The sequence below is a fragment of the Micromonospora sp. NPDC049047 genome, from assembly GCF_040649135.1.
Lineage (GTDB): Bacteria > Actinomycetota > Actinomycetes > Mycobacteriales > Micromonosporaceae > Micromonospora.
Genome location: NZ_JBEZEY010000001.1, coordinates 357,751 through 377,682 on the forward strand (window position 1 = coordinate 357,751; position 19,932 = coordinate 377,682).

General features: G+C 72.8%; 21 protein-coding genes. 8 read left to right on the forward strand and 13 right to left on the reverse strand.

Annotated features, from left to right (window positions below; translation table 11 throughout):
* Positions 1–2: 2 nt before the first annotated feature.
* The gene (locus tag AB0B86_RS01510; RefSeq protein WP_357414855.1) at positions 3–1,331 is read right to left on the reverse strand and encodes a Gfo/Idh/MocA family oxidoreductase; all 1,329 of its coding nucleotides are present in this window, start codon (positions 1,329–1,331) and stop codon (positions 3–5) included.
* 238 nt (positions 1,332–1,569) lie between these two features.
* On the opposite strand from AB0B86_RS01510, the gene AB0B86_RS01515 reads away from it, so the two are divergent.
* The 6 genes from AB0B86_RS01515 to AB0B86_RS01540 all read left to right on the forward strand — a co-directional run bounded on the left by AB0B86_RS01515 (position 1,570) and on the right by AB0B86_RS01540 (position 7,597).
* Positions 1,570–2,700 (forward strand): LacI family DNA-binding transcriptional regulator, encoded by a 1,131-nt coding sequence (locus AB0B86_RS01515; RefSeq protein WP_357409601.1) that lies wholly within the window; start codon positions 1,570–1,572, stop codon positions 2,698–2,700.
* A 19-nt stretch (positions 2,701–2,719) separates the two neighbouring features.
* Positions 2,720–4,066 (forward strand): extracellular solute-binding protein, encoded by a 1,347-nt coding sequence (locus AB0B86_RS01520; protein WP_357414857.1) that lies wholly within the window; start codon positions 2,720–2,722, stop codon positions 4,064–4,066.
* Positions 4,067–4,097: 31 nt separating this feature from the next.
* Positions 4,098–5,081, forward strand: a complete 984-nt coding sequence (locus AB0B86_RS01525) for a sugar ABC transporter permease (RefSeq protein ID WP_357409605.1) — start codon at positions 4,098–4,100, stop codon at positions 5,079–5,081.
* A gap of 119 nt (positions 5,082–5,200) precedes the next feature.
* Positions 5,201–5,962, forward strand: coding sequence for a carbohydrate ABC transporter permease (locus AB0B86_RS01530; RefSeq protein ID WP_357409620.1), 762 nt, complete (start codon positions 5,201–5,203; stop codon positions 5,960–5,962).
* Positions 5,946–6,680, forward strand: a complete 735-nt coding sequence (locus tag AB0B86_RS01535; protein WP_357414859.1) for a hypothetical protein — start codon at positions 5,946–5,948, stop codon at positions 6,678–6,680. Before AB0B86_RS01530 ends, AB0B86_RS01535 begins: the two co-directional genes overlap by 17 nt.
* Positions 6,677–7,597 (forward strand): PmoA family protein, encoded by a 921-nt coding sequence (locus AB0B86_RS01540; protein ID WP_357411867.1) that lies wholly within the window; start codon positions 6,677–6,679, stop codon positions 7,595–7,597. The genes AB0B86_RS01535 and AB0B86_RS01540 overlap by 4 nt, the downstream gene beginning before the upstream one ends.
* On the opposite strand, the gene AB0B86_RS01545 is transcribed toward AB0B86_RS01540, so the two are convergent.
* On the reverse strand, positions 7,584–8,393 hold the full coding sequence (locus AB0B86_RS01545; RefSeq protein WP_357411866.1) for a helix-turn-helix transcriptional regulator: 810 nt from the start codon (positions 8,391–8,393) through the stop codon (positions 7,584–7,586). The genes AB0B86_RS01540 and AB0B86_RS01545 overlap by 14 nt on opposite strands.
* A gap of 35 nt (positions 8,394–8,428) precedes the next feature.
* Between AB0B86_RS01545 and AB0B86_RS01550 the strand changes: the two genes are divergently transcribed.
* The gene (locus AB0B86_RS01550; RefSeq protein WP_357411865.1) at positions 8,429–8,818 is read left to right on the forward strand and encodes a nuclear transport factor 2 family protein; all 390 of its coding nucleotides are present in this window, start codon (positions 8,429–8,431) and stop codon (positions 8,816–8,818) included.
* 154 nt (positions 8,819–8,972) lie between these two features.
* The gene (locus AB0B86_RS01555; protein WP_357411864.1) at positions 8,973–9,347 is read left to right on the forward strand and encodes a cupin domain-containing protein; all 375 of its coding nucleotides are present in this window, start codon (positions 8,973–8,975) and stop codon (positions 9,345–9,347) included.
* A gap of 31 nt (positions 9,348–9,378) precedes the next feature.
* Here the strand turns inward: AB0B86_RS01555 and AB0B86_RS01560 are convergent, their stop codons facing one another.
* The 11 genes from AB0B86_RS01560 to AB0B86_RS01610 all read right to left on the reverse strand — a co-directional run bounded on the left by AB0B86_RS01560 (position 9,379) and on the right by AB0B86_RS01610 (position 19,931).
* Positions 9,379–10,134 carry a hypothetical protein gene (locus AB0B86_RS01560; RefSeq protein WP_357414860.1) on the reverse strand — a complete coding sequence of 252 codons (756 nt, stop codon included), beginning with the start codon at positions 10,132–10,134 and terminating at the stop codon, positions 9,379–9,381.
* A gap of 70 nt (positions 10,135–10,204) precedes the next feature.
* Positions 10,205–10,666, reverse strand: coding sequence for a hypothetical protein (locus AB0B86_RS01565; protein WP_357411862.1), 462 nt, complete (start codon positions 10,664–10,666; stop codon positions 10,205–10,207).
* Complete coding sequence (locus tag AB0B86_RS01570) at positions 10,663–11,586, reverse strand: hypothetical protein (RefSeq protein WP_357411861.1); 924 nt, start codon at positions 11,584–11,586, stop codon at positions 10,663–10,665. The genes AB0B86_RS01565 and AB0B86_RS01570 overlap by 4 nt, the downstream gene beginning before the upstream one ends.
* A complete protein-coding gene (locus tag AB0B86_RS01575; protein WP_357411860.1) occupies positions 11,583–12,098 on the reverse strand; it encodes a phage tail protein in 516 nt (171 codons plus the stop codon). Before AB0B86_RS01575 ends, AB0B86_RS01570 begins: the two co-directional genes overlap by 4 nt.
* A complete protein-coding gene (locus tag AB0B86_RS01580; protein ID WP_357414862.1) occupies positions 12,079–14,721 on the reverse strand; it encodes a putative baseplate assembly protein in 2,643 nt (880 codons plus the stop codon). The genes AB0B86_RS01575 and AB0B86_RS01580 overlap by 20 nt, the downstream gene beginning before the upstream one ends.
* Positions 14,718–15,152 carry a GPW/gp25 family protein gene (locus AB0B86_RS01585; RefSeq protein ID WP_357411858.1) on the reverse strand — a complete coding sequence of 145 codons (435 nt, stop codon included), beginning with the start codon at positions 15,150–15,152 and terminating at the stop codon, positions 14,718–14,720. The genes AB0B86_RS01580 and AB0B86_RS01585 overlap by 4 nt, the downstream gene beginning before the upstream one ends.
* Positions 15,149–15,487 (reverse strand): hypothetical protein, encoded by a 339-nt coding sequence (locus AB0B86_RS01590; RefSeq protein WP_357411857.1) that lies wholly within the window; start codon positions 15,485–15,487, stop codon positions 15,149–15,151. The genes AB0B86_RS01585 and AB0B86_RS01590 overlap by 4 nt, the downstream gene beginning before the upstream one ends.
* Positions 15,487–17,079: a contractile injection system protein, VgrG/Pvc8 family gene (locus tag AB0B86_RS01595; protein WP_357414864.1), complete on the reverse strand. Its 1,593-nt coding sequence runs from the start codon at positions 17,077–17,079 to the stop codon at positions 15,487–15,489. Before AB0B86_RS01595 ends, AB0B86_RS01590 begins: the two co-directional genes overlap by 1 nt.
* Positions 17,076–18,002 carry a hypothetical protein gene (locus tag AB0B86_RS01600; RefSeq protein WP_357411855.1) on the reverse strand — a complete coding sequence of 309 codons (927 nt, stop codon included), beginning with the start codon at positions 18,000–18,002 and terminating at the stop codon, positions 17,076–17,078. The genes AB0B86_RS01595 and AB0B86_RS01600 overlap by 4 nt, the downstream gene beginning before the upstream one ends.
* Positions 18,002–19,471, reverse strand: a complete 1,470-nt coding sequence (locus AB0B86_RS01605; protein ID WP_357411854.1) for a hypothetical protein — start codon at positions 19,469–19,471, stop codon at positions 18,002–18,004. The genes AB0B86_RS01600 and AB0B86_RS01605 overlap by 1 nt, the downstream gene beginning before the upstream one ends.
* Positions 19,446–19,931, reverse strand: coding sequence for a phage tail protein (locus tag AB0B86_RS01610; RefSeq protein WP_357411853.1), 486 nt, complete (start codon positions 19,929–19,931; stop codon positions 19,446–19,448). Before AB0B86_RS01610 ends, AB0B86_RS01605 begins: the two co-directional genes overlap by 26 nt.
* Between the last annotated feature and the right edge of the window lies 1 nt (position 19,932).

Genomic DNA, 19,932 nt, shown 5'->3' on the forward strand with positions numbered 1-19,932 from the left:
GGTCAGTGGGGGGTGAGCAGGTCGGCGACCCGGACCGGTTGGCCGGTCTCGAAGGACCGGTTCGCGGCCAGGCCGGTGAGCAGGGCCAACGCGCCGTCCTCGGCGGTCGCGGCGCGGACCATCGGGTCGGGTTGACCACCGAGGAGCACGGCGGTCATCCGGGCGTCCGCGCCACCGTGACCGTGCCGGGTGCGACCCCGCACCGGGATCTGCCGGGGCGGGGCCCAGAACGGGCGCAGGGTCAGCATCGCACCACCGCCCTCGGCCGGCGCCTCGGCGCCGTGCAGGGCGGCGCCCTTGACCGCGCCGGCGGTGCCCCGGTCGACGAAGTCGTTCTCGGTCACCTCCAGCTCCAACCGACCGCGGCTGCCGTTGACCATCACCCGGTAGCCCTCCCAGGGCGCGTACGCGGTGAGGTGGTACGTCATGGTGGCACCGGTCGAGTAGCGGGCGAGGACCGCCATGTCGTCCTCGATGCTCACCCCGGGGGCGAAGACGTTGCGGTCACGCTGGTAGCCGTCCTCGGCCTCGGCGTCGAGGTACAGCTCGCGTAACCGGGGATGCGCGTCGAGTCGCAGCGCGAACGGGTCGTCGGCGGCGGCGGGGGAGCCGTACGCCCGGTCGTAGTCACGGGCGTAGCCGTGCCGGCGGCCCTGCTCGCCGTAGAAGAAGAGCCGGCCGGCGGCGTACACCTCGACGGGGGTGGCGGCCAGCCACCAGTTGACCAGGTCGAAGTGGTGGCTGGCCTTGTGCACCATCAGCCCGCCGGAGGTGGCCTTGTCGCGGTGCCAGCGGCGGAAGTAGTCGGCGCCGTGGCGGACGTCGAGCAGCCACTCGAAGTGCACCGAGCCGATCTCGCCGACCGCGCCGTCGGCGAGCAGCTGGCGGACCTGCTCGTGCAGGGGGTTGTAGCGGTAGTTGAACGCGACTGTCACCCGACCGCCGGTCTCGGTGACCGCGTCCAGGATGCGCCGGCAGCGCGGCGCGTCGACTGTCATCGGTTTCTCGGTGACCACCTCGCGGCCGGCGCGCAGAGCGGCCACCACGTACGCGTCATGGCTGACGTCCACGCTTGTGACAAGCACGACGTCGACGTGCTCGGAGTCCAGCATGGCCGCGAAGTCAGCGGCGCGGTAGGTCGGCACCGGGCGGTGGCCCAGCTCGGCCAGCCAGCGGTTGTGCGTGTCCATCCGGGTCTGGTTGACGTCGGCGAAGGCGACCAGCTCGGCGGTGTCGGCGTGGTCGAGCACCAGGGCCCGGACGAACATCTCCGCCCGTGCGCCGGCGCCCACCACGGCGTACCGGACCCGGCCGCCGGCTCTCGGTGACATGCGGTCGCCTCCCGGATGATCCTGCAAAGGTTTGCAATGAAGTAATCACGATCAATGCGATCACGTCAACGATGGCGGTGCAGGCGGTGGTATTTATTGGTCTTTGTGCGGTTGTATGTCACCGAGAGGAGGGTGGACGCAACACAGCCATAACCATTGACCGTTGACACTGGCACAACCGTTTGCATTAATGGGCCACACCCACGTGATCGCCGCCACATCGGACGAAGGGTCAGCCGTGCCAGTCACCATCCGGGACGTCGCCCGGGCGTCCGGTGTGCACATCTCCACCGTGTCCCGCACCTTCTCCGCCCCGCACCTGGTCAACCCGGACACCCGGGTCCGGGTGCTGGCCTGCGCGGAGGATCTGGGTTATCGCCCCAACCGCGCCGCCCGGGCCCTGATCACCGGGCGGACGCACAACATCGGGCTGATCATCGCCGACATCGCGAACCCGTTCTTCCCGCCGCTGATCAAGGCGGCGGAGAGCCAGGCCCGACACCGCGACTACCACGTCTTCGTGGCCGACACCAACGAGGACCCCACCGCCGAGGAGGAGCTGGTCCACGCGCTGGCCAAGCAGGTCGACGGGGTGCTGCTGTGCAGCCCGCGGATGAGCAACAGCCTGATCGAGCAGCTCAGCCGCGAGGTGCCGCTGGTGGTGGTGAACCGCCAGGTGACCGGTCTGCCCTGCGTGCTGATGGACGTCGGGCAGGGCGCCCGCTCGGCGGTCGAGCACCTCATCGGCCTGGGCCACCGCGGCATCGCGCTGCTCGGTGGCCCACGCAGCTCGTGGACCAACCGCGAGATGCGCCGCGCCGCCGGCACGGCGGCCCGAGCCGGCGGCGCGGAGCTGACAGTGCTCGGTCCGAACGCGCCCACCGTGAGCGGCGGCGCCGCCGCCGCCGAGCAGGTGCGCCGCAGCGGCGTGTCCGCAGTGCTCGCCTACAACGACCTGATGGCGATCGGCCTCATCGAAGGGCTGGACGCGCTCGGGGTCCGGGTGCCGCAGGAGGTGAGCGTCGTCGGGGTCGACGACATCACCCTCAGCCGACTGACCCGACCCAAACTGACGACGGTGGCCACCCCCACCGGGGCCGCCGGCCGGACGGCCGTCGACATGCTGCTGCAACAGGACATCGAGTCACCGCGCGGCGCGCGGGGAACCGGTGCCGGCACGGCGCTCGGCGTCCGTCGTACCACCGCACAGGTAATGCTGCAGACCGACCTGGTCATCCGCGACTCGACCGGACCGGGCCCGCACGCCCGGCCGGCACGTCCCCTGGCCGCACCGCAGGGCCCGGACCCGCATCGCCCTGCGGTCCCGGGCATCCCGACCACGGCCACCGGTGACGCCGTCGCCTCCTAATGCCGAGGAGTGAGCGCACATGCACCCCGCAACGCCTCCCACAGTTGACGCGCCCGTCGGGCGCAGTGACCGTACCCGGCTGCCTCGGCGGCGCCTGCTGCGCGGCCTGCTCGCCATGACGGTGGCCGCGCCGCTGCTGCTCGGGGCCGCCGCCTGCGGCGACGACGACGGCGCCGCCGGCCCGAACGCCCCGGTCAAACTCTCCATCTTCTGGTGGGGCGGCGACGCCCGCGCCAAACTGACCGAGGACGCCCTGGCGCTCTACACCCAAAAGCACCCGAACGTGACATTCGAGAAGACCTGGCAGGCCAACCAGGGCTACTTCGACAAGCTGGCCACGCTCACGGCCGGCGGCAACCCGCCGGACCTGTTCCAGATCGACGACAACTACCTGGCCGAGTACGCGGCCCGCAACACCACGCTCGACCTGACCTCGTACCAGAAGTCCGGCAAGCTGGACACCTCCAAGTTCCCCGAGAGCCTCTGGCAGTACGGCGTGGTCGACGGCAAACTCGCCGGGCTGGCCGCCGGGGAGAACACCCAGGGTCTGGTCTACAACAAGACGCTGCTGACCAAGAACAACCTGCCCGAGCCCACCACCGGAATGACCTGGGAGCAACACATCGCCTGGGCCGAGGAGGTGTCGAAGAAGACCGGCGTACCCGGCACCCAGGACCCCAGCGCCGACTACAAGGCGCTCTGGGTCTGGCTGCGCCAGCAGGGCAAGGATCTCTACAAGGGCTCCGAGTTGGGCTTCACCGCCGAGGACGTCACCACGTGGTTCGAGCTGTGGAAGGGCGCCCGCGACCGCAGGGCCACCCCGACCGCGGACGTCATCCACGAGGGCAACTCCAGCGACGTCACCAAGCAACTGGTGGTCACCGGCAAGTCGGCGACCTCGTGGGTGTGGGCCAACCAGATGCCCGACCTGAAGAAGAACACGAAGGACGAGCTGGGCGTGATCGCCTACCCCGGTGACCCCAGCGCGCAGTGGGCCCGCGCCTCGATGTACTGGTCGGTGTTCAAGGGCAGCAAGAACAGGGACGTCGCAGTCGACGTGATCAACTTCCTGAACAACGACCTGGCGGCGGTCAAGCTGCTCGGCACCGACCGGGGCCTGCCCTCCAACCTGGACCTGCGCCGGGTGGTGAGCGACGACACCACAGACCCGGCGATGAAGCAGTCGATCGCCGTCGAGGCCGAGCTGACCCAGAAGTTCGGCCCGTCACCGCAGGTGCCGATCAAGGGACACAGCAAGGTCAAGTCCGAGCTGATCAAATCCGCCGAGAACGCCCAGTACGGGCGGGCCACCCCCGCCGAGGCCGCCACCCAGTTCGTCGAGGCGTGCAAGTCCGCCATCGCCTGACCGCCGTAGCAGGCGAGGAGAGGAGCCGCAGGTGGCGTTGACCACGGCGCCCGACCCGACCCGACGCGGCCCCGGATCCGTCCGGGCCCACCCCAAGCGGCGTGGGCCCGGACGCATCCGGCACACCGAAGGTCTGGCGGGGTACGTCTTCCTGTCGCCGTGGCTCATCGGCCTGATGGGTGTCACGGCGATCCCCATGCTGCTGTCGCTCTACCTGAGCTTCACCGACTACGACGTGCTCACCCCCTTCTCCGAGGTGCGGTGGGTGGGGCTCGCCAACTACGAACGGATGTTCACCGCCGACCCGTCGTACTGGCACGCGGTGCGGGTGACAGTGACCTTCGCGCTTGTCGCCGTACCGCTGAAGCTGGTCGCGGCGCTCGGCGTGGCACTGCTGCTCAACCGCGCCTGGCGCGGCGTCGGGTTGTTCCGTGGGCTGTTCTACCTGCCGTCGCTGCTCGGCGGCAGCGTCGCGCTGGCCATCGTCTGGGTCAACATGTTCAACCGCGACGGCGCGTTCAACTCGCTGCTGAGCCTCTTCGGCATCACCGGCAAACCGTGGGTCAACGACCCCGACTGGGCCCTGGAAACGCTTATGGTGCTCGCCATCTGGCAGTTCGGCGCACCGATGGTGATCTTCCTGGCCGGGCTCAAGCAGGTGCCCACCGAGCTGTACGAGGCCGCCGCCGTCGACGGCGCCGGCCGGTTCCGCCAGTTCCGCAACGTCACACTGCCGATGCTCTCCCCGGTGATCTTCTTCAACCTGGTGCTGGAGACGATCAACGGGTTCCAGGGCTTCACCGCCGCGTTCGTGCTCAGCAACGGCACCGGCGGCCCGGTCGACTCCACCCTGATGTACACGCTGAACCTCTACATCACCGGCTTCACCGAACTCGACATGGGCTACGCCTCGGCGATGGCCTGGGTGTTCCTGCTCGCCATCGCGGTCATCACCGCGATCTTCTTCAGCACCGGACGGTTCTGGGTGCACTACTCCGACGAGGAGGACCGGTGACGCTGACCCCGACGGCCGTAGCGCTACCGAGCCCACGCCGACGCCCTGGCGGCCGGCCGCTGCTGCGACTGCTCATCCTGGTCGCGATCGTCGCCGTGGTGCTCTACCCGCTGATCTGGATGGTCGGCACCTCGGTGAAGTCCCAGGAGGAGATCGTCAACAACCTCGGGCTGCTGCCCGAGCGGTTCACCCCGGGCAACTACACAGCAGGGTGGTCCAACTTCGACGTCAGCTTCGGCCGGTTCTTCCTCAACAGCGCGATGGTCAGCCTGCTCACCGTCGTCGGCAACGGGCTCTCCTGCCTACTGGCCGCGTACGCCTTCGCCCGGCTGCGGTTCCGGCTGCGCGGAGTGTGGTTCGCCGTCATGATCGGCACGCTGCTGCTGCCGCAACACGTCCTGATCGTGCCGCAGTACATCCTGTTCCGGACGCTCGGGCTGGTCGGCGGCGAATGGCCGTACCTGCCGCTGCTCGTCCCGCAGTTCCTGGCCACCGAGGCGTTCTTCGTCTTCCTGATGGTGCAGTTCATGCGGGGCATCCCGCGCGAGCTGGACGAGGCGGCGCGGATCGACGGCGCCGGCCCGTACGGCATCTTCCGGCACATCATCCTGCCGCTGAGCCGCCCCGCGCTGGTCACCACGGCGATCTTCTCGTTCATCTGGACCTGGAACGACTTCTTCCGGCAACTGGTCTTCCTGTCCCAACTGCAGGACTACACGGTCCCGGTCGCGCTGACCCTGTTCATCGACTCGACAAGCCAGAGCGCGGTCGGGCCGATGTTCGCCATGTCGGTGCTGTCGCTGCTGCCGGTCTTCCTGTTCTTCGTCGCGTTCCAGCGGATGCTCGTCGAGGGGATCAACACAAGTGGCATCAAGGGCTGAACCGACGACCGACCCCACCGGCCGGCGGGACTGGCGCGACGTCACCCGCGACGCCGCCGACCTGGCGTTGCTCGGCATCCTGTTGACCCTGGCGGCAGCCCCGCTGCTCACCGCGGCGGCGGCTGCCGGCACCGCAAGCGCGGCGGTGCACTACTGGACGCGCACCGGCGGTTGGCCGTCGGCACGCGCCATCCTGCGCCGGTTCGTCCGTTCGGTGCTGCCGGGTGTGCCGGTCAGCCTGCTCGCGCTCGCCGTGGCCGGGCTGCTCGCCGCCGACCTGGCCGCGTTGGCCACCGGCCGGGTGCCGGGCGGGCCGCCGGCACTGCTGGTGACCGCACTGGTCGCGGCCGGCCTGGCCGGGTACGCCGGGCTGGTCGTCGTCGAGGTGGGCGGCGACGGGGGTGGGCGGTGGCGGGCGGCGGCCCGGTCCGCCGCCCGCGCCTGCCTCGACGCGCCCACCCGGTGGGCCGCGCTCGCCGGGGTGACCGCGCTCGCCGGGCTGCTCGCCGTGCTCGTCACCCCGGTCGCGGTACCGATCCTCGCCGGCTACACGGTGGCCGCCCTGCACGCCGTCGCCGGCCGTCGGCCGGCACCGGCGCACGCCGCCGGTCGACAGCCGGTCACCGTCGCCGGTTCGCCGCTGGCGCACGTCGCTGGTCGGCAGCCGGTGGCCGTCGCCGGTCGGCAGCCGGCGCGTGCCGACCGGGAGTCACGGTGAGCGCCGGTCCCGGGTCCCGGCTGCCGGCGGGCGACGGCGAGCACCAGCCGGCGCGGCTGGTGGTCGGCGGCACGGAGGTGGCCCGGTACGTTGTCGACCCGGCGCTTGACGTGCGGCACGGACCGCGGCCGTACCTGCATCCGGTCCGCACCCTGGGCGGCACTGTGGTCACCGACGCGCTGCCCGCCGACCACGTCTGGCACCTCGGTGCCTCCCTGGCCGTGCCGGACGTCAACGGCGCCAACCTCTGGGGCGGGCGCAGCTACGTCCGCGACGTGGGCTACACCTGGCGGGCCGACCACGGGCGGATCGTGCACACCGGTTGGTCGCAGCGGTCCGCCGACCGGCTGGCGCACCGGCTCGAATGGCGCGACCCGCAGGCGTCGGTGCTGCTCACCGAGGACCGTCGGCTCAGCGCGGTCGCGTTGACCAGGGACGTGCCGGCCTGGCGGCTGGACGTGGACTACACGCTGCGGGCCCCGGCCGGGCAGGACGTGCGGCTGGGCAGCCCGACCACAAACGGCCGCCCGGACCGGGCCGGGTACGGCGGGTTCTTCTGGCGGGCGGTCTCGGCCCGGCCCGCCTGGGTGTTCAGCGCCTCGGCGACGGGGGAGGAGGCGGTGAACGGGTGCGCCGAACCGTGGGTCGCCCTCGCCGGCACCGGGCCGGACGGGCGGGCGTACACCCTGGTCTTCACCGGTCTCGGCGACGGCGACAGGTGGTTCACGCGGACCGCGATGTACCCGGGCGTGGGGGTGTCGTTCGCGTTCGAGCGGCCGGTCACCATCGCGGCCGGCACGAGCCGGCGGGGCCGGCACGCGGTGGTCGTCGCCGACGGGGTGCTCGACCGCGCCGCCGCCGCGGCCCTGGCCGCCAGCGTCGACCCTTGTCGCTCGGACGGTGCTACTCCTTCGTGAAATAGGCGGCGCTCTCCGGGTCCGCCGGGTAGTAGGACTCGATAGCGATCTCGTCGATCGTGATGTCCACCGGAGTGCCGAACGTGGTGATGGTCGAGAACAGCCGCAGCTCACGTCCGCCGATCCGCAGGATCATCGGGATCACCACGTCGGCGTCGACCCGTTGGCCGTCCGGGTCCTCGGGACTCAGCAACTCCTCGTAGAGCGCTGTCAGCTCCGGGTCGGGAGCGTTGGCGAGCTGCCGCGAGATCCGGCTGCGGAACACCGCCCGCACGTCCGCCAGGTTGACGACCAGGGGAGCGAACCCGCGTGGGTCCAGGCCCAGCCGCACCAGGTTCACCGGTGGCCGCAACAGCTCGGGGGCGACCTGCGCGAAGAACGGGTCGATCGCGCTGTTGGTCAGCACGATGTTCCACCGCCGGTCGAAGACCAGTGCCGGATACGGCTCGTGCGCCCGCAGCACCCTGCGGACCGAGTCGAGGGCAGCCGACAGGGCGGCGTCGTCGAGTGGGCGCTCCGGGTAGCGGGGTGCGAAGCCGGCGGCGAGCAACAACCGGTTGCGCTCACGCAGCGGCACGTGGAGCTGATCGGCGAGCCGGAGGATCATGTCCGCGCTCGGCGTGGACTTGCCGGTCTCGACCAGGCTGACGTGCCGGGCCGAGACATCCGCGGCGATCGCCAGGTCGAGTTGGCTGAGCCCCCGGCGTCGCCGCCACTGCCGCAGGAGGTCCCCGACCGCATACACGATCATGAGGGTACTCAGCTTCGCGCCGAACACCATGAAGTGCGATGTCATCGACAACCGTCGGGGCCGGCGAAACACTTGCGGCCATGAGCACCGAAAACAAGATCATTGTCCAGCGGGCCCTGGCAGGACTGGCCGAGACGGGCGACGTCGACGCGCTCGGCGCGCTGCTGACCGAGGACTTCGTCCACCACCGGCCAGACTCGACCCGCTCCAGCAAGTCGGAATGGCTCGCCGCGGTCCGCGCCGCGCTGAGCCCGACCGCAGGCATGCGGGTCGAGGTCCTCCACCTGCTGGCCGACAGCGACCACGTCGTGGTGCACTCGCGACGTCGGCTGCCCGACGGCGGACCGGAGATCGTGGTCGTCGACGTCCTGCGGATCGCCGACGGGTCGATCGCCGAGGTGTGGGAGATCATCGAACCGGTCGCCCAGGCGACCGCCAATCTGACGTGGTGGGATCCGGCTCGGCAGTGACCGGGTGTCCACGCGGCCCACGACGCACGCCGCCACGTCGGGTGCCGCCCTTGTCGGTCATCTCCGCCCCGGACCGGTCGGTGGCCCCATATCCTCGAGCGGATATGCCAACCGGAGCGGGTGCCGTCTGCGCGACGGCGTACAGGGGGCCGTGGTGAGCGGAGGGGATCGACCGAAGGGCATCAGTCCGACAGCGGTGGAGGGAGCACCCGGGTTGTGGCGCGTCGACCTCCAGCGACACGATCTCAGCATTCCCGGACGAGAGGTCATCCAGAGCCGGGTGGAGTTCACCCCGGACTCGCCGCCGTTCAAACACTTCCACCCCGGCGAAGAGATCATCTGCGTTCTCCAGGGCACCCTCGAATACACCCTCGACGGCCAACCACCGATCGTGTGCGACGTCGGTGATGCGCTCACCGTGCCCTACGGCGTCCACCACCAGGCCCGCAACGTCGGCGACGGCATCGCTGTCGAGTTGGCCACCTACGTCGTCGAAAAGGGCAAGCCACTGCTCACCAAGGTGGAGTGAGCCCCGGACGGGGCCGGCCGCCAGGTTCTGGTCACCGGGCCGGCAGCGCGGCGGTGACCCGGATGGCCTTCACCATCGCCGGGATCGACCCGATCAGCAGCACCAGCCCCCAGATGATCGCGATCACCGCGAAGATCAGTGCCGCCACGTCGTCGACGATGCTGACCAGGATCACCGGCACCAGGTGGTGCAGAAACTCGAGCACGACAGTGCACAGCAGGGTGGTGAGGATCAGCAGGACGAGGCCCTTGTTCTGCAGGAAGCGCGGCTGGGCCAGCACCAACAGCCCGGCCCACACCAGCTTGAGCAGCAGCACCAGCCCCAGCAGCACTGCCGCCTCGCCGACCGGGAAGAACCCCCACAGCGCCAGGTACGCCACAGTGCCGAACGGGACCGCCAGGAACAGCGACACCATGATGGACAGTTCCACGAACGCGACGACAAGCGCGACCAGGCCGACGATGATCAGGATGATCGAGAAGATCAGGCCGGCCACGCCCTGCACCCGGCCCTGGACGCGTTCGGGCAGCAGCATGCCCAGGCAGAACAGCCCGGTGCTCCAGACCGCCACCGCGTCGATCAACGCCAGGTAGCCGGTGGCCCGGCCGGACGGCTCACTGACCCCGGACACGTCGTCGAGGTTCACCTCCAGCGCGCCCGCGCTGTCCGCGAGGGCCGCGCCGGCGTCGGCGCCGCCCAGCAGCAGCCCGGCGCCCAGCTCCACGCCGATCGCCAGGACGATGGCGAGCATCGCCAGCAGCAGGAACGGCTTACGCAGGTCACCCACGGCGGCACCTTCCTCTCCGGCCACCACGTGGCCACGGTGATCGGGCCACCACGTGGCCACGGTGATCGGGTCAGGAGCTGGCCACGACGACCGTGCAGCCACCGAGGCCCGGGCAGCTCAGGCCCACCTCGGTGGCCTTGTCGACGGCGACCTTCGCCACCGCGCCGGTGCCGTCGGGCGCCGGCTCGACCTCGTCGCGGATGGTCAGGTCGGCGTCGCCGGGAGCCGGCGCGACGACAGTGAACCGTGCCGCGCTGCGCAGCACCAGGGTGCGCAGCCCACCCGGGTCGGCGACCCGCACCACGCAACTGCCGGAGAACGTCAACCGACCCGTCCCGTCGGCGCAGTCGGCGTCGACGGTGGCCGGGTCCACCGCCGCGCGCTCACCGCCCAGCGCGGCCAACCGGTCGACGAACCCGTGCCGGGCGCCCGGATCACCCCGGTCGTCGCCGCCCACGCCGACCGCCACCGCGAACAGCGCCACCAGCAGCACGGCGACCAGCCCCAGCACCGCCTTCTGCCGGCCGCTCATCGGGCGGCGGCCGGTGACACGACCTCGCTGAACCGGATCAGGTCGACACCCGCGAAGTAGCGGTTGGTGCCCTGCGTCTTGCCCACCACCAGCAGCGTGACCTGGTGCGCGCCCTTGCTGAGCTGGACGGTGCCGACGTCCAGCAGCTCGGTCTTGCGCACCGTCGGCGTGAAGCCGAGGAACGTGCCGCCGACCTGGTTGCCGTCGATGGTGAAGACGGTGTTGGCGAAGTCGAACGAGGTGGTGCGCACCGCCGCGAAGCGCCAGGTGCCGTCGGCCGGGATCTGCACCGTCACCGTGACCTTGTCACCGATCGCCAGCCCCTGGAAGAACAGCTGCTTGTCCCCGGACCACACCACCGCACAGCAGTTGGGCTGCGCCTCCACCTTCGCCCCGCTCTTCTTCGGCGACTCCACTGTCGCGCCGCCGACCAGGCTCTCCGCCTCCACGGTCACCACCCGCGGGTCGGCCGGACCCGGGTCGCGGGTCAGCAGGACCACCCCCACGGCCACCACCACCAGCACCAACGCCGCCGCCGCGGCGATCCACAACCACGGGGTACGCCGGGGCGGCGCGACCGCCCGCACCTCGTAGGTGACCCGACCGCTGGACCGGGAACTCTCCTCCGGCGCGGTGTTCGCCGAGTAGGCGAACCCGGTCATGTCGTAGCGCCGAGGCGCGGTGCCCGCCGGCACGGCGAGCTTGACCAGGAACGACACCGAGCCCTGCCCGGGTACCACCCGCTGGGGCTCGGCGACGGTGAACCACGCCCGCTGGGAGCCGTCACCGGGCGCCACGTCGAACACCACGGTGTCCGGGGCGTTGCCCGGGTTGGAGACGGTGAAGGTCAGCTCGCCGCTGTTGAGCGGGTCGAGAGTGAACTGCTCGGCGGCGGCGACGACCGCCCATTCGGTGGTCATGACGACTCCTCTTCCAGAACGATCTCGACGGTGGTCGAGGCGGGCTTCTCGGCCTCGACGATGCGGGTGATCACGGCGAGTTGGTCGGCGGCGGCGGCCGGGACGCGCACCACGACGTGGAAGGGCCGCTCGGTCGGCTCGTCGATCGCGAAGCCCGGCATCCCGGTGGCCAACTCCAGGGCCCGCCGCATGCCGTACGGGGTGCCGCGCCACCGGGCCAGCACTGCGGCGTTGGCCACCAGGTCGCGCAGCCGGCCCACCGGCAGCGGCAGCGGGGCGTCCGGTCGGGGCGAGGCCACCACGTGGTCCAGCGCCACCCAGCGGGTCAGCCGCACGACCAGCCCGTCCGGCGCCCGGTACGGGTCGAACAGGGCGTCCACCTCGGCGAGGATCGCCTCGTCCGGGGCGTGCAGCCCCTCCATCACGTCCAGCAGCGCCCAGAGCACACTGCCGGGTACGCAGGCCCGCTGGTAGGCGGCGGGCAGCAGCCGTTCAATCGCCGAACGTCGCATCCTGGCGCACCACCTCGATGTCGTGCTCGCCGGAGCAGAGCAGCCAGGTATCCGGGACGGTCACCACGTCGGCGGTGGCCTGGTTGGCGCTCGGCGACCAGTCCACCGCGTTGGCGCTGCGGTGCACGCCGCGTTCGCCGCCGGCCAGGAAGAGCCGCTCCGCCGGCCCGGCCGCCGGGGCGCCCGCCGCACCGTCGGCCGGACCACCCACGGCGATGGCGTCCACCGGCACGAACCGGGTCCGGTCGCGCAGCGGCAACCCGCAGTTGACCGACACCGACTGCCACTGCGGCTGGGCGCCCAGGGTGTCCAGCCGCAGCACCCCACCGCTCTGCGTCGCCGCCACCGCGAGCTGGCCGGCGAACGCCAGGTCGCGACAGGTCCCGCCGATCCAACCGGCCTGCATCGGCTGCCACTTCACATCGGACTCGAACAGCCGGGTGCGGTGGCAACCCTGGCCGGGCTTCTTCGGGTCCGGCTCGCCGGCGCCGCTCCACAGCAGCGTCGCCGGGCCGTCGTACTGCACGGCGAGCACCCGATTGTCCACGTTCGCCAGACCCACGTGGACGAAGCTGCCCGGTCGGCCGCCGGCGGTCGACAGGTACACCCCGAAGCTGGCCTGCGCGGCCACCGCCACCCCCGGCGCACCCCGCTCGGAGACGAACGCGCGCACCGCGTAGAACCCCCGGTCGGCGTCGGACGGGTCGACAAGGATCTGCAACGGCACCGCCCCGGGCAGCAGCGACACCTCGTACAGGCCGGTGTCGGTGGCCACCAGCAGCGCGCCGGCGCCGTCGCGGTCCAGCCAGGCCACGTCGGAGATCCGCGAATCCAGGTCGGTCAGCAGCGACCACGTCTCACCCAGGTCGGTGCTCAGGTGCACCCGGGAGCCACCGGAGGCGCGCAGCGTCACCACGGCCACCGAGCCGGGCCGCGCGACGATGCCCGGCCGCACCGGCGCGGGCGCGGGCGCCACCCGCAGCACCGTCTCGTCGTCGAACCGGCCGGCCGGCTCCCACCCCGCACCGCCGTTGCTGGACCGGAACAACACCGGGCCGCGCCCGGCGTACCAGGTGCGCGGCTGGTACTTGTCGACGGCGAGGGCGCGCACGTCCGCGTCCGGGGCCTCGTCGACAACGAACCGGACCGACTCGACGTAACGCACCCCCGGCTCGGCGTGCTCCAGCAGCCGGTACACGTTCGACGCCCGCAACGGCTCACCGAACGGCCAACCGGTCGGGTTGAGCGCTGTCGGCAGCGGGCTCAACGTCTGGTGCAGCCGGTCGTGGATCCGGCGGCGGACCGCGTCCACGTCCTCCTCCCGGCGGACCACCACCCGGGCCCGGACCGACACCGCCTTGAACCGGGCCCAGGTGGCCCGGGACCGGATGCCGACCATCCGGCGTTCCTCCAGGTCCGCCTCCACCCGCAGGCGGGCCTCGGGCACCTCGTGCTCGCGCAGCACCGACACCGGCAGCCGGCCACCGGGGCGGGCGGGGGGCGGCACGTACGGCACCAGCACCACCTCGACCTCACCGGGCCGGGCGAAGCTGTACACCGCCGCCCGGGTGAACGCCCGAGCCCGCGCCACCGCCCCGGAGCCGGTGGCGAGGACCTCGAAGTCGCGGGCGGTGACCGCCCGTTGCTGGGCGAAGAACTCGTACGGGCCGCGTAGCAGCACCGACTCCAACGCCTCCATCTCCCGGCCACCGGCCGCCGGTGCGGGGTTGTCCACGCGTACCCCGGGTAGCGGGTCGCGCAGGCTGGTCAGGGTGCCCGCCGCCACGTTGCCGGTGGGCCCACCACCGGCGCGGTACCAGAGCCGGACCTGCCGCCCGGCCGGCGGCACGGCCGCCACGCTCACCGGCGTGGGGGCGCCCGCCGGGGTGGCCTGCCCGGCGGGCGGCCGCAGGTCGAGGGCCGGGGCGAAGGTGACGGTGCCCGAGCAGCGGTCCACCAGGTACGCCTTGGCCTGCGCGCCGAGCCCGGCGAAGCTGTCCACCGGCCGCCAGATCTCGAAGGTGCGGCCGTCGTGCTCCCGGGCCGCCGCGCCCAACTCCACGCTGCCGGCCGGCACCTCCACACCGAGCAGCAGGTCAAGCGGCTCGGCGGTGTGCGCAAGCGGCGCGTTCGCGGCCCGCAGCACCTGCCCCGGCTGGCCGGTGCCCATGCCCAGCAACTCCGCCTCGACCGGTTCGCAGTGGTGCATCCGTACCGTCACCGACGTCTCGTCGGCGGGCAGCAGCGCCGGTTCGGTGGTGACGAAGACGACCGGCCGGGGATCCGCGCCGCGCGCCGCCGCGACCCGCAGACCGGCCGGGATCCGGATCGCGGCCTGGTCGCCGCCGGTGCGGGTGAACCGGACGTCCGCCCAGGCCGCGCTCGGTGCGTGCCGGGTGACGCCGAGCAGGTTCAGAAACGAGACGTACGCCTTCTCCGGCAACTGGTTCAACCGGTAGATCATCACCTCGGTCAGGTGGGCGAACGCCTCCACGAGCGCCATCCCGGGGTCGTGCGCCGACAGGTCGGTCCACCCCGGGCAGGACTGCCGGATCCGTTCCCGGGCCTCGGTGACGAGGTCGAGGAAACCGCGATCGTCCAGGTGCGGCACGGGCAGCGTCATGACTGTTCTCCCTGCACGGGCTCGTCGGCGGGCAGCAGGTCCACGGAGAAGATCAGTTGCCCGGGTGTCAGGCTGGCGCGCACCCGGTAGTCCAACCGGATCACCAGCCGCCACGCGTCGTCCGGATCCGGCCCGGCATCGACGTCGATCACCTCGACCCGCGGCTCCCACCGGACGATGGCCTGCCGGACGTAGTGGATGGCCAGGCCGGCGGTGGTGTCGTCGTTGGGCGCGAAGACCAGCCGGTGCAGCCGGGAGCCGTACCCGGGGCGCATCAACCGCTCGCCCGGCGTCGTCGACAGGAGCAGGAACAGCGCCTGCCGTACGCTCTCGTCGCCCTCGGTCATCGCCAGGCCGCCGGCCGCGGTGAGGGCCGGGCCGCCGCCGCGCCCGGCGTCGAAGCCGGCCCCGACGAAACGGAACGCCCTCACCGGTCCGCCCCCAGGAACCGCTGGCGGGGATCCCGGACGGTGTGGTGGACCAGCCCCGGTGGGGTGCCGTCGGTGAACCCCTCCAGGTGCGACAGCAGGATCCGCTGCCCGTCCACCCGCAGCCAGTCGCTGTAGCCGACCCGGACGCTCACCGTCTTGCCGCACGGCTTGATCGTCGGCCCGTAGTTGGGGCAGGCCGTGATGTCGCGGCCCTGCGGGTCGTCGTCGACGAGCACGGGTACCCCGGTGATGGTCACCCACCGCTGCGAGGGTCGGTTCTCGACCCGACCGTCGTGATCGCAGGTGATCACGGAGTCACTGTGGATCCAGCGCATCAGCCGCCTCCTTCGTGGTGGGCGCGGGCCAGCGCACCGGCCTGCCGCGCCGCGGTGGTCGGGTCCTCGCTCGACTCGGCATGCAGGAAGTCCACGCTGCGGGCGCGGACCACCATGGCCCGGCCGGGCGCGGAGATCACCAGGTCGGACGCGGCGTGCAGGGTGGCCAGGTCGGGGGTCAGCTCCAGGAAGCTGCCACCCTCGGTGGCCAGCCGCAGGCTGCGCCGCACGTCGTCGACGACTATCGACTGCCCGCCGGCGGTGCGCATCGTCCAGCGGCGGGCCTTCCCGTCGTCGATGCCCGCGTCGTACGGCTCGACGGCGCCGAACAGCGAACCGAGCACGATGCCCGAGGCCGGTTCGCCACCGGGGAGCACCACGAGCACCGTGTCGTCCGGATCCGGCAGCGCCACCAGCCCCTTGCCCCGCCCCGCGCCGGGGCAGAGCACGGCGAGCCAGCCGACGTCCAGGTCCCCGTACGTCGGCAGGGTCAGGCGGACCCGACCCAACCCGTCGGGGTCGGCGACGTCGGTGACGGTGCCGAGGGTCACCACCGCCGCGCCGGGCGGGGCCGCCGGGATGGTCGGCGGCACCGTGGAGAACCGGGTCAGATGTCCGTTGCCGTCGACCGTGTGCACCACCTCGGTCAGCACGTACGTCCCGGCGACCGGGTCGGGCACACCACTCAACTCGACCCGACGGCCCGGCCGCAGCGCCGGGTCGCCCTCGGCCACCCCCTCGGCGGTGACCAGGGTGGCCGCCCGGCTGTCCAGCCGCGCCTGGGCCAGCGCCGCCAACTCGTCGTCGCTGCGGCCGGGCTGGTCGACGGCGGTGCGGACCCCGCCGGCGCCGACGTCGGCCGGGTCCGGTCGGTCGAACGCCGGCCGGCCGCACCGCGCCTCGTCGACCCGCTGGCTGATCACCTCGGCCCGCTGCGGGTGCCAGCCCAACGCGGCGCTGGCACCGCTGGCCTGGTCGGCGTTCGTGGCCAGGCGCAGGGTGTGCACGCTGGTACCGAGGGCCAACGCGACAGGGTCTCCGTAGCCCGCGAGGGTGACCAGCCGGAGCGTGTCGCCGTCGGCGGCCAGGTGCAGCCCGGCCCGGCCGGCCACCTCGCACAACAGCTCCAGATCGCTGTGCCGGTGCTGTGCCAACCGGTCCAGCCGTGGCCCGTCGACCTCCGCGCTCACCGTCAGCCCCACCGCGTCGCACAGCTCACGGGCCAGCTCGACGGCGGTCACCGAGGTGAAGACCCGCAACCCCTGCCGCTTGCGCAGCCGGTGCAGCGGGTCGTACGCCCGCAGCCGCAGCACTGCCGCGCCGTCGCCGGCGTACTCGACCTCCACGGCCGTGACCTCCCCGCTGAACAGGGTGTCGGCCTGGTCGGCGAGCCGGACGTCGAGTGCCGTGCCGGGGCGTACCGCCGGCTCGAACGCGCCGACCCCGACGGAGGTGGCCAGCACCAGCTCCGCCTGCGTGGGTTGGTTCAGGCGGGCCGCCACCCGCAGCGAGCGGATCCGTTGACGAACCGCGCCGGTCAGCTCGGCGCCGTCCAGCAGGACGATCAGGGCCCGGGGTGCGAGGCTGGTCACGGCGTACCCCCGGGGTTGCCGGGACCACCGCTGGTCGTGACCGGTGCTGCCGCCGGGTCGGTGAGCGCGGCGCCGACGAACGAGGCTCCCGTGCGTACCGCACCGGCCACCGTCCGAGCCATCCCGGCCACCGTGCCGGCCAACGTCGACCCGACCCCCGGGGGACCGCCGGTCGGGCTGCCACCGGTCAGACCGTCGCCGGCCCGGGTCGCGGCGGTCGGCGGTACGGCGAGGGTGGTGCCCGGCGGCACCGCGAGCGGGTCGGTGATCCGGTTGTGTTCGGCAAGCAGACGCCACCGCAGCGGCGAGCCGAGCGCGTCGTTGGCGAGCAGGTCGAACCGTACGCCGGAACGGCCCGGCTCCGCCGCGCCGTCGCCGGCCGCGATCACCGCGGTGCCCGGGGCGGCGGTCGGGGTGCTCGCCGCGGCCAACTCCTCGGCGAACCCCGCCTCGGCCTGGTCGGCGGTCTCGGCGGCGCGGACCAGCTTCATCCGCAGCCAGGAACGCCGGGGCGAGCCGGTGCCGGTGAACGCGTCGAACCGCTCCGCCACCGCGACGATCACGCCGGGCACGTTCCAGGTCTTTCCCCACACCAACCGGACCAGCGGCGGACGCAGCCAACCATGCTCGACTGCCGAGTTCTCGGCGAGCATCCACAGCGGACGGGTGAGCACCCGGACGTCGGCCGGACGCACCTGCGCCTGGACGAACTCGACGTCGAAGAGCAGGTCGAGTACCAGTTCGGTCCGGCCGCCGCCGGTGAAGACAAGCGGGTCGTCGGCCAACTCGGACCCGGTGAGCTGCCCACCGCCGGCACCCCGGTGGCGTACCCCGGCGAGCCGGGTCACCTGGACGGTCTCCGGGTTGAGCAGGCAGTCCACCCGCTCGCCGGAGGAGTCGATGAGGAACGCGACGCGCTCCATCAGCCACCCGCCTGTTCCCGGTCGAGTCGACCGAGTTGGGCGGTGTCCAGCGCGTCGGCCGGCACGGTCCACAGCGTCGCGTCGTCCGGCAGCGCCGGCCACCGGTCGGGCACCGGCGAGCCGACCGGGGTCGCCGCCCGTGGTTCGGTGCCGGTCGACCGCCCACCGTCGCTCGGGTCGTGCCACCCGCCGCCGGTCCAGGTCCGGCCGCCGGGCGCGGCGCTCTGGTCGACGTACCGTCCGAGCGGTGCTCCGCCCGGTGGCCGGGGCCGTGCCGCTTCGTCGGGCAGTGCCGGCCAGGGCCACTCGCCGGTGGCGGGTCCGTCGATCGTCGTGCCCCGGACACCTGACGGCACTGTGGAGCCCGCCGACCCGGGCCACGCCGTGTCCTCGTCGGCCGGGTCGGGTGCCGGCCCCGAACCCGCCGCGACGCCCGGTCGCGACGTCCGGGCCCGGCCCGGTGCCGGGCCGGCCGGAGACCCGCGTCGGTGGTCCGCCGACCCGGGTCGACTCCGGAACTGGCCGTCGCCGGAGCCGGCCGGGTCCGCGGGGACGGGCCGCGGAGCACCCGGTCCGCCACCGCCGGTGGGGTCCGACCATCGGGAACCACGGGGTACGCGGGCGGCGCGGCGCGGGGTGCGGGCGGGCGCGGACATGCCGTCACCCCACCCGTCCGGTCGCACCGACCCCTCCGGCCCTGTTGCTGCGCCCGGCCCGCCACGCCCGAACGAGGTGTCCGGCAGCGCCGGCACGCGAGGCGCCGAGCCGCCGACCGAGCCGCCGTCGCCGAGCCTCGTGCCGGCCGGGTGAGCGTCGCCGGTCCCGGTGTGGCCCGGTCCGGCGTTGCCGGTCCTCGTCCTGGCCAGGCCAGCGTCGCCGACCCCGGTGCCGCCCGGTCCGGCGTCGCCCGTCCCGGGGTCGGTTGGGAAGGCGTCGCCGGTCCCTGTGCCGGCTGGGTAGGCGTTGCCCGTCCCCGGGCCGGCTGGGTAGGCGTCGCCGGTCCTCGGGTCGGCGGCCGGCGGTGCCGCCCGGTCCGACCGCCCGGTCCGGTTCGCCGGGCGCGTCCCGCCCCGCCCCGCGAACCCACGCCCCCCGGCGGCGGCGGGGCCCGTCGCGCTGGTGCTGCCCCGCGCGCCCGTGGTGCTGCCGGACGGGCCGTGCCCGGTGGGTCCGGCAGCATCGACGCCGGTCAGCCCGGTGTCGCCGGGCTGGTCGGCGACCGGGGCGTCGTCGGAGTCGTGCGGGGACCGGGCGAGGTCCACATCGTGCAGCAGGCCGGGCGCGTGGGCGGCAACCAGGTCCAGCCAGTGTTGTGGGGGTTCGCCGAAGCGGCGCGGGGCCGCCGTCGGCGCGTCCGGCGGTGGGGGGTGCCCGGCCGGCTCGACCCATCCGGCGAGGCGCTGCACCGCCCCGGCCGCCGAGCGCAGCCGACCGGCCAGCCAGTTACGCGGGTGTCGGCGCGGTGGCACCGCCGGTCTCCAGCTCCAGGCCCTCATAGCGAAGGGTCAACGCGGCGATGGCGATCTCGTGGCTGAGCGTGTTGAGGTGCGCGCCGCGCCACCTGGTGGGCCAGGCGTCGATCAGGTTCCAGCGCAGCACCTCGGCGGTCCCTACCGAGTCGAGCAGCACCACCGAGACGTTGCGGCGGTTGAGGGTGCCCTGCGCGGTGGCGTTCACCCAGTCCCACAGCTCGCGGGAGGCGGTGAGGCCGAAGTGCAGCGTCACCGGCTCGTACTCGGCCTGGCCGGGCACCATCCGCATCCGGCCCAGGCCGTGCTCCCGGTACGGCTGCCCGGGGATGTTCACCTCCAGCCCGGTCATCTCGGTGAAGTGGCCGTTGGTGACGCCGTTGATGAGCAGCCGGAAGTTGTACGCCCGGTACGGGTCGACCGGGGCGCCGGGCTGCTGCGGGGTGGCGGGGGTGGGCATG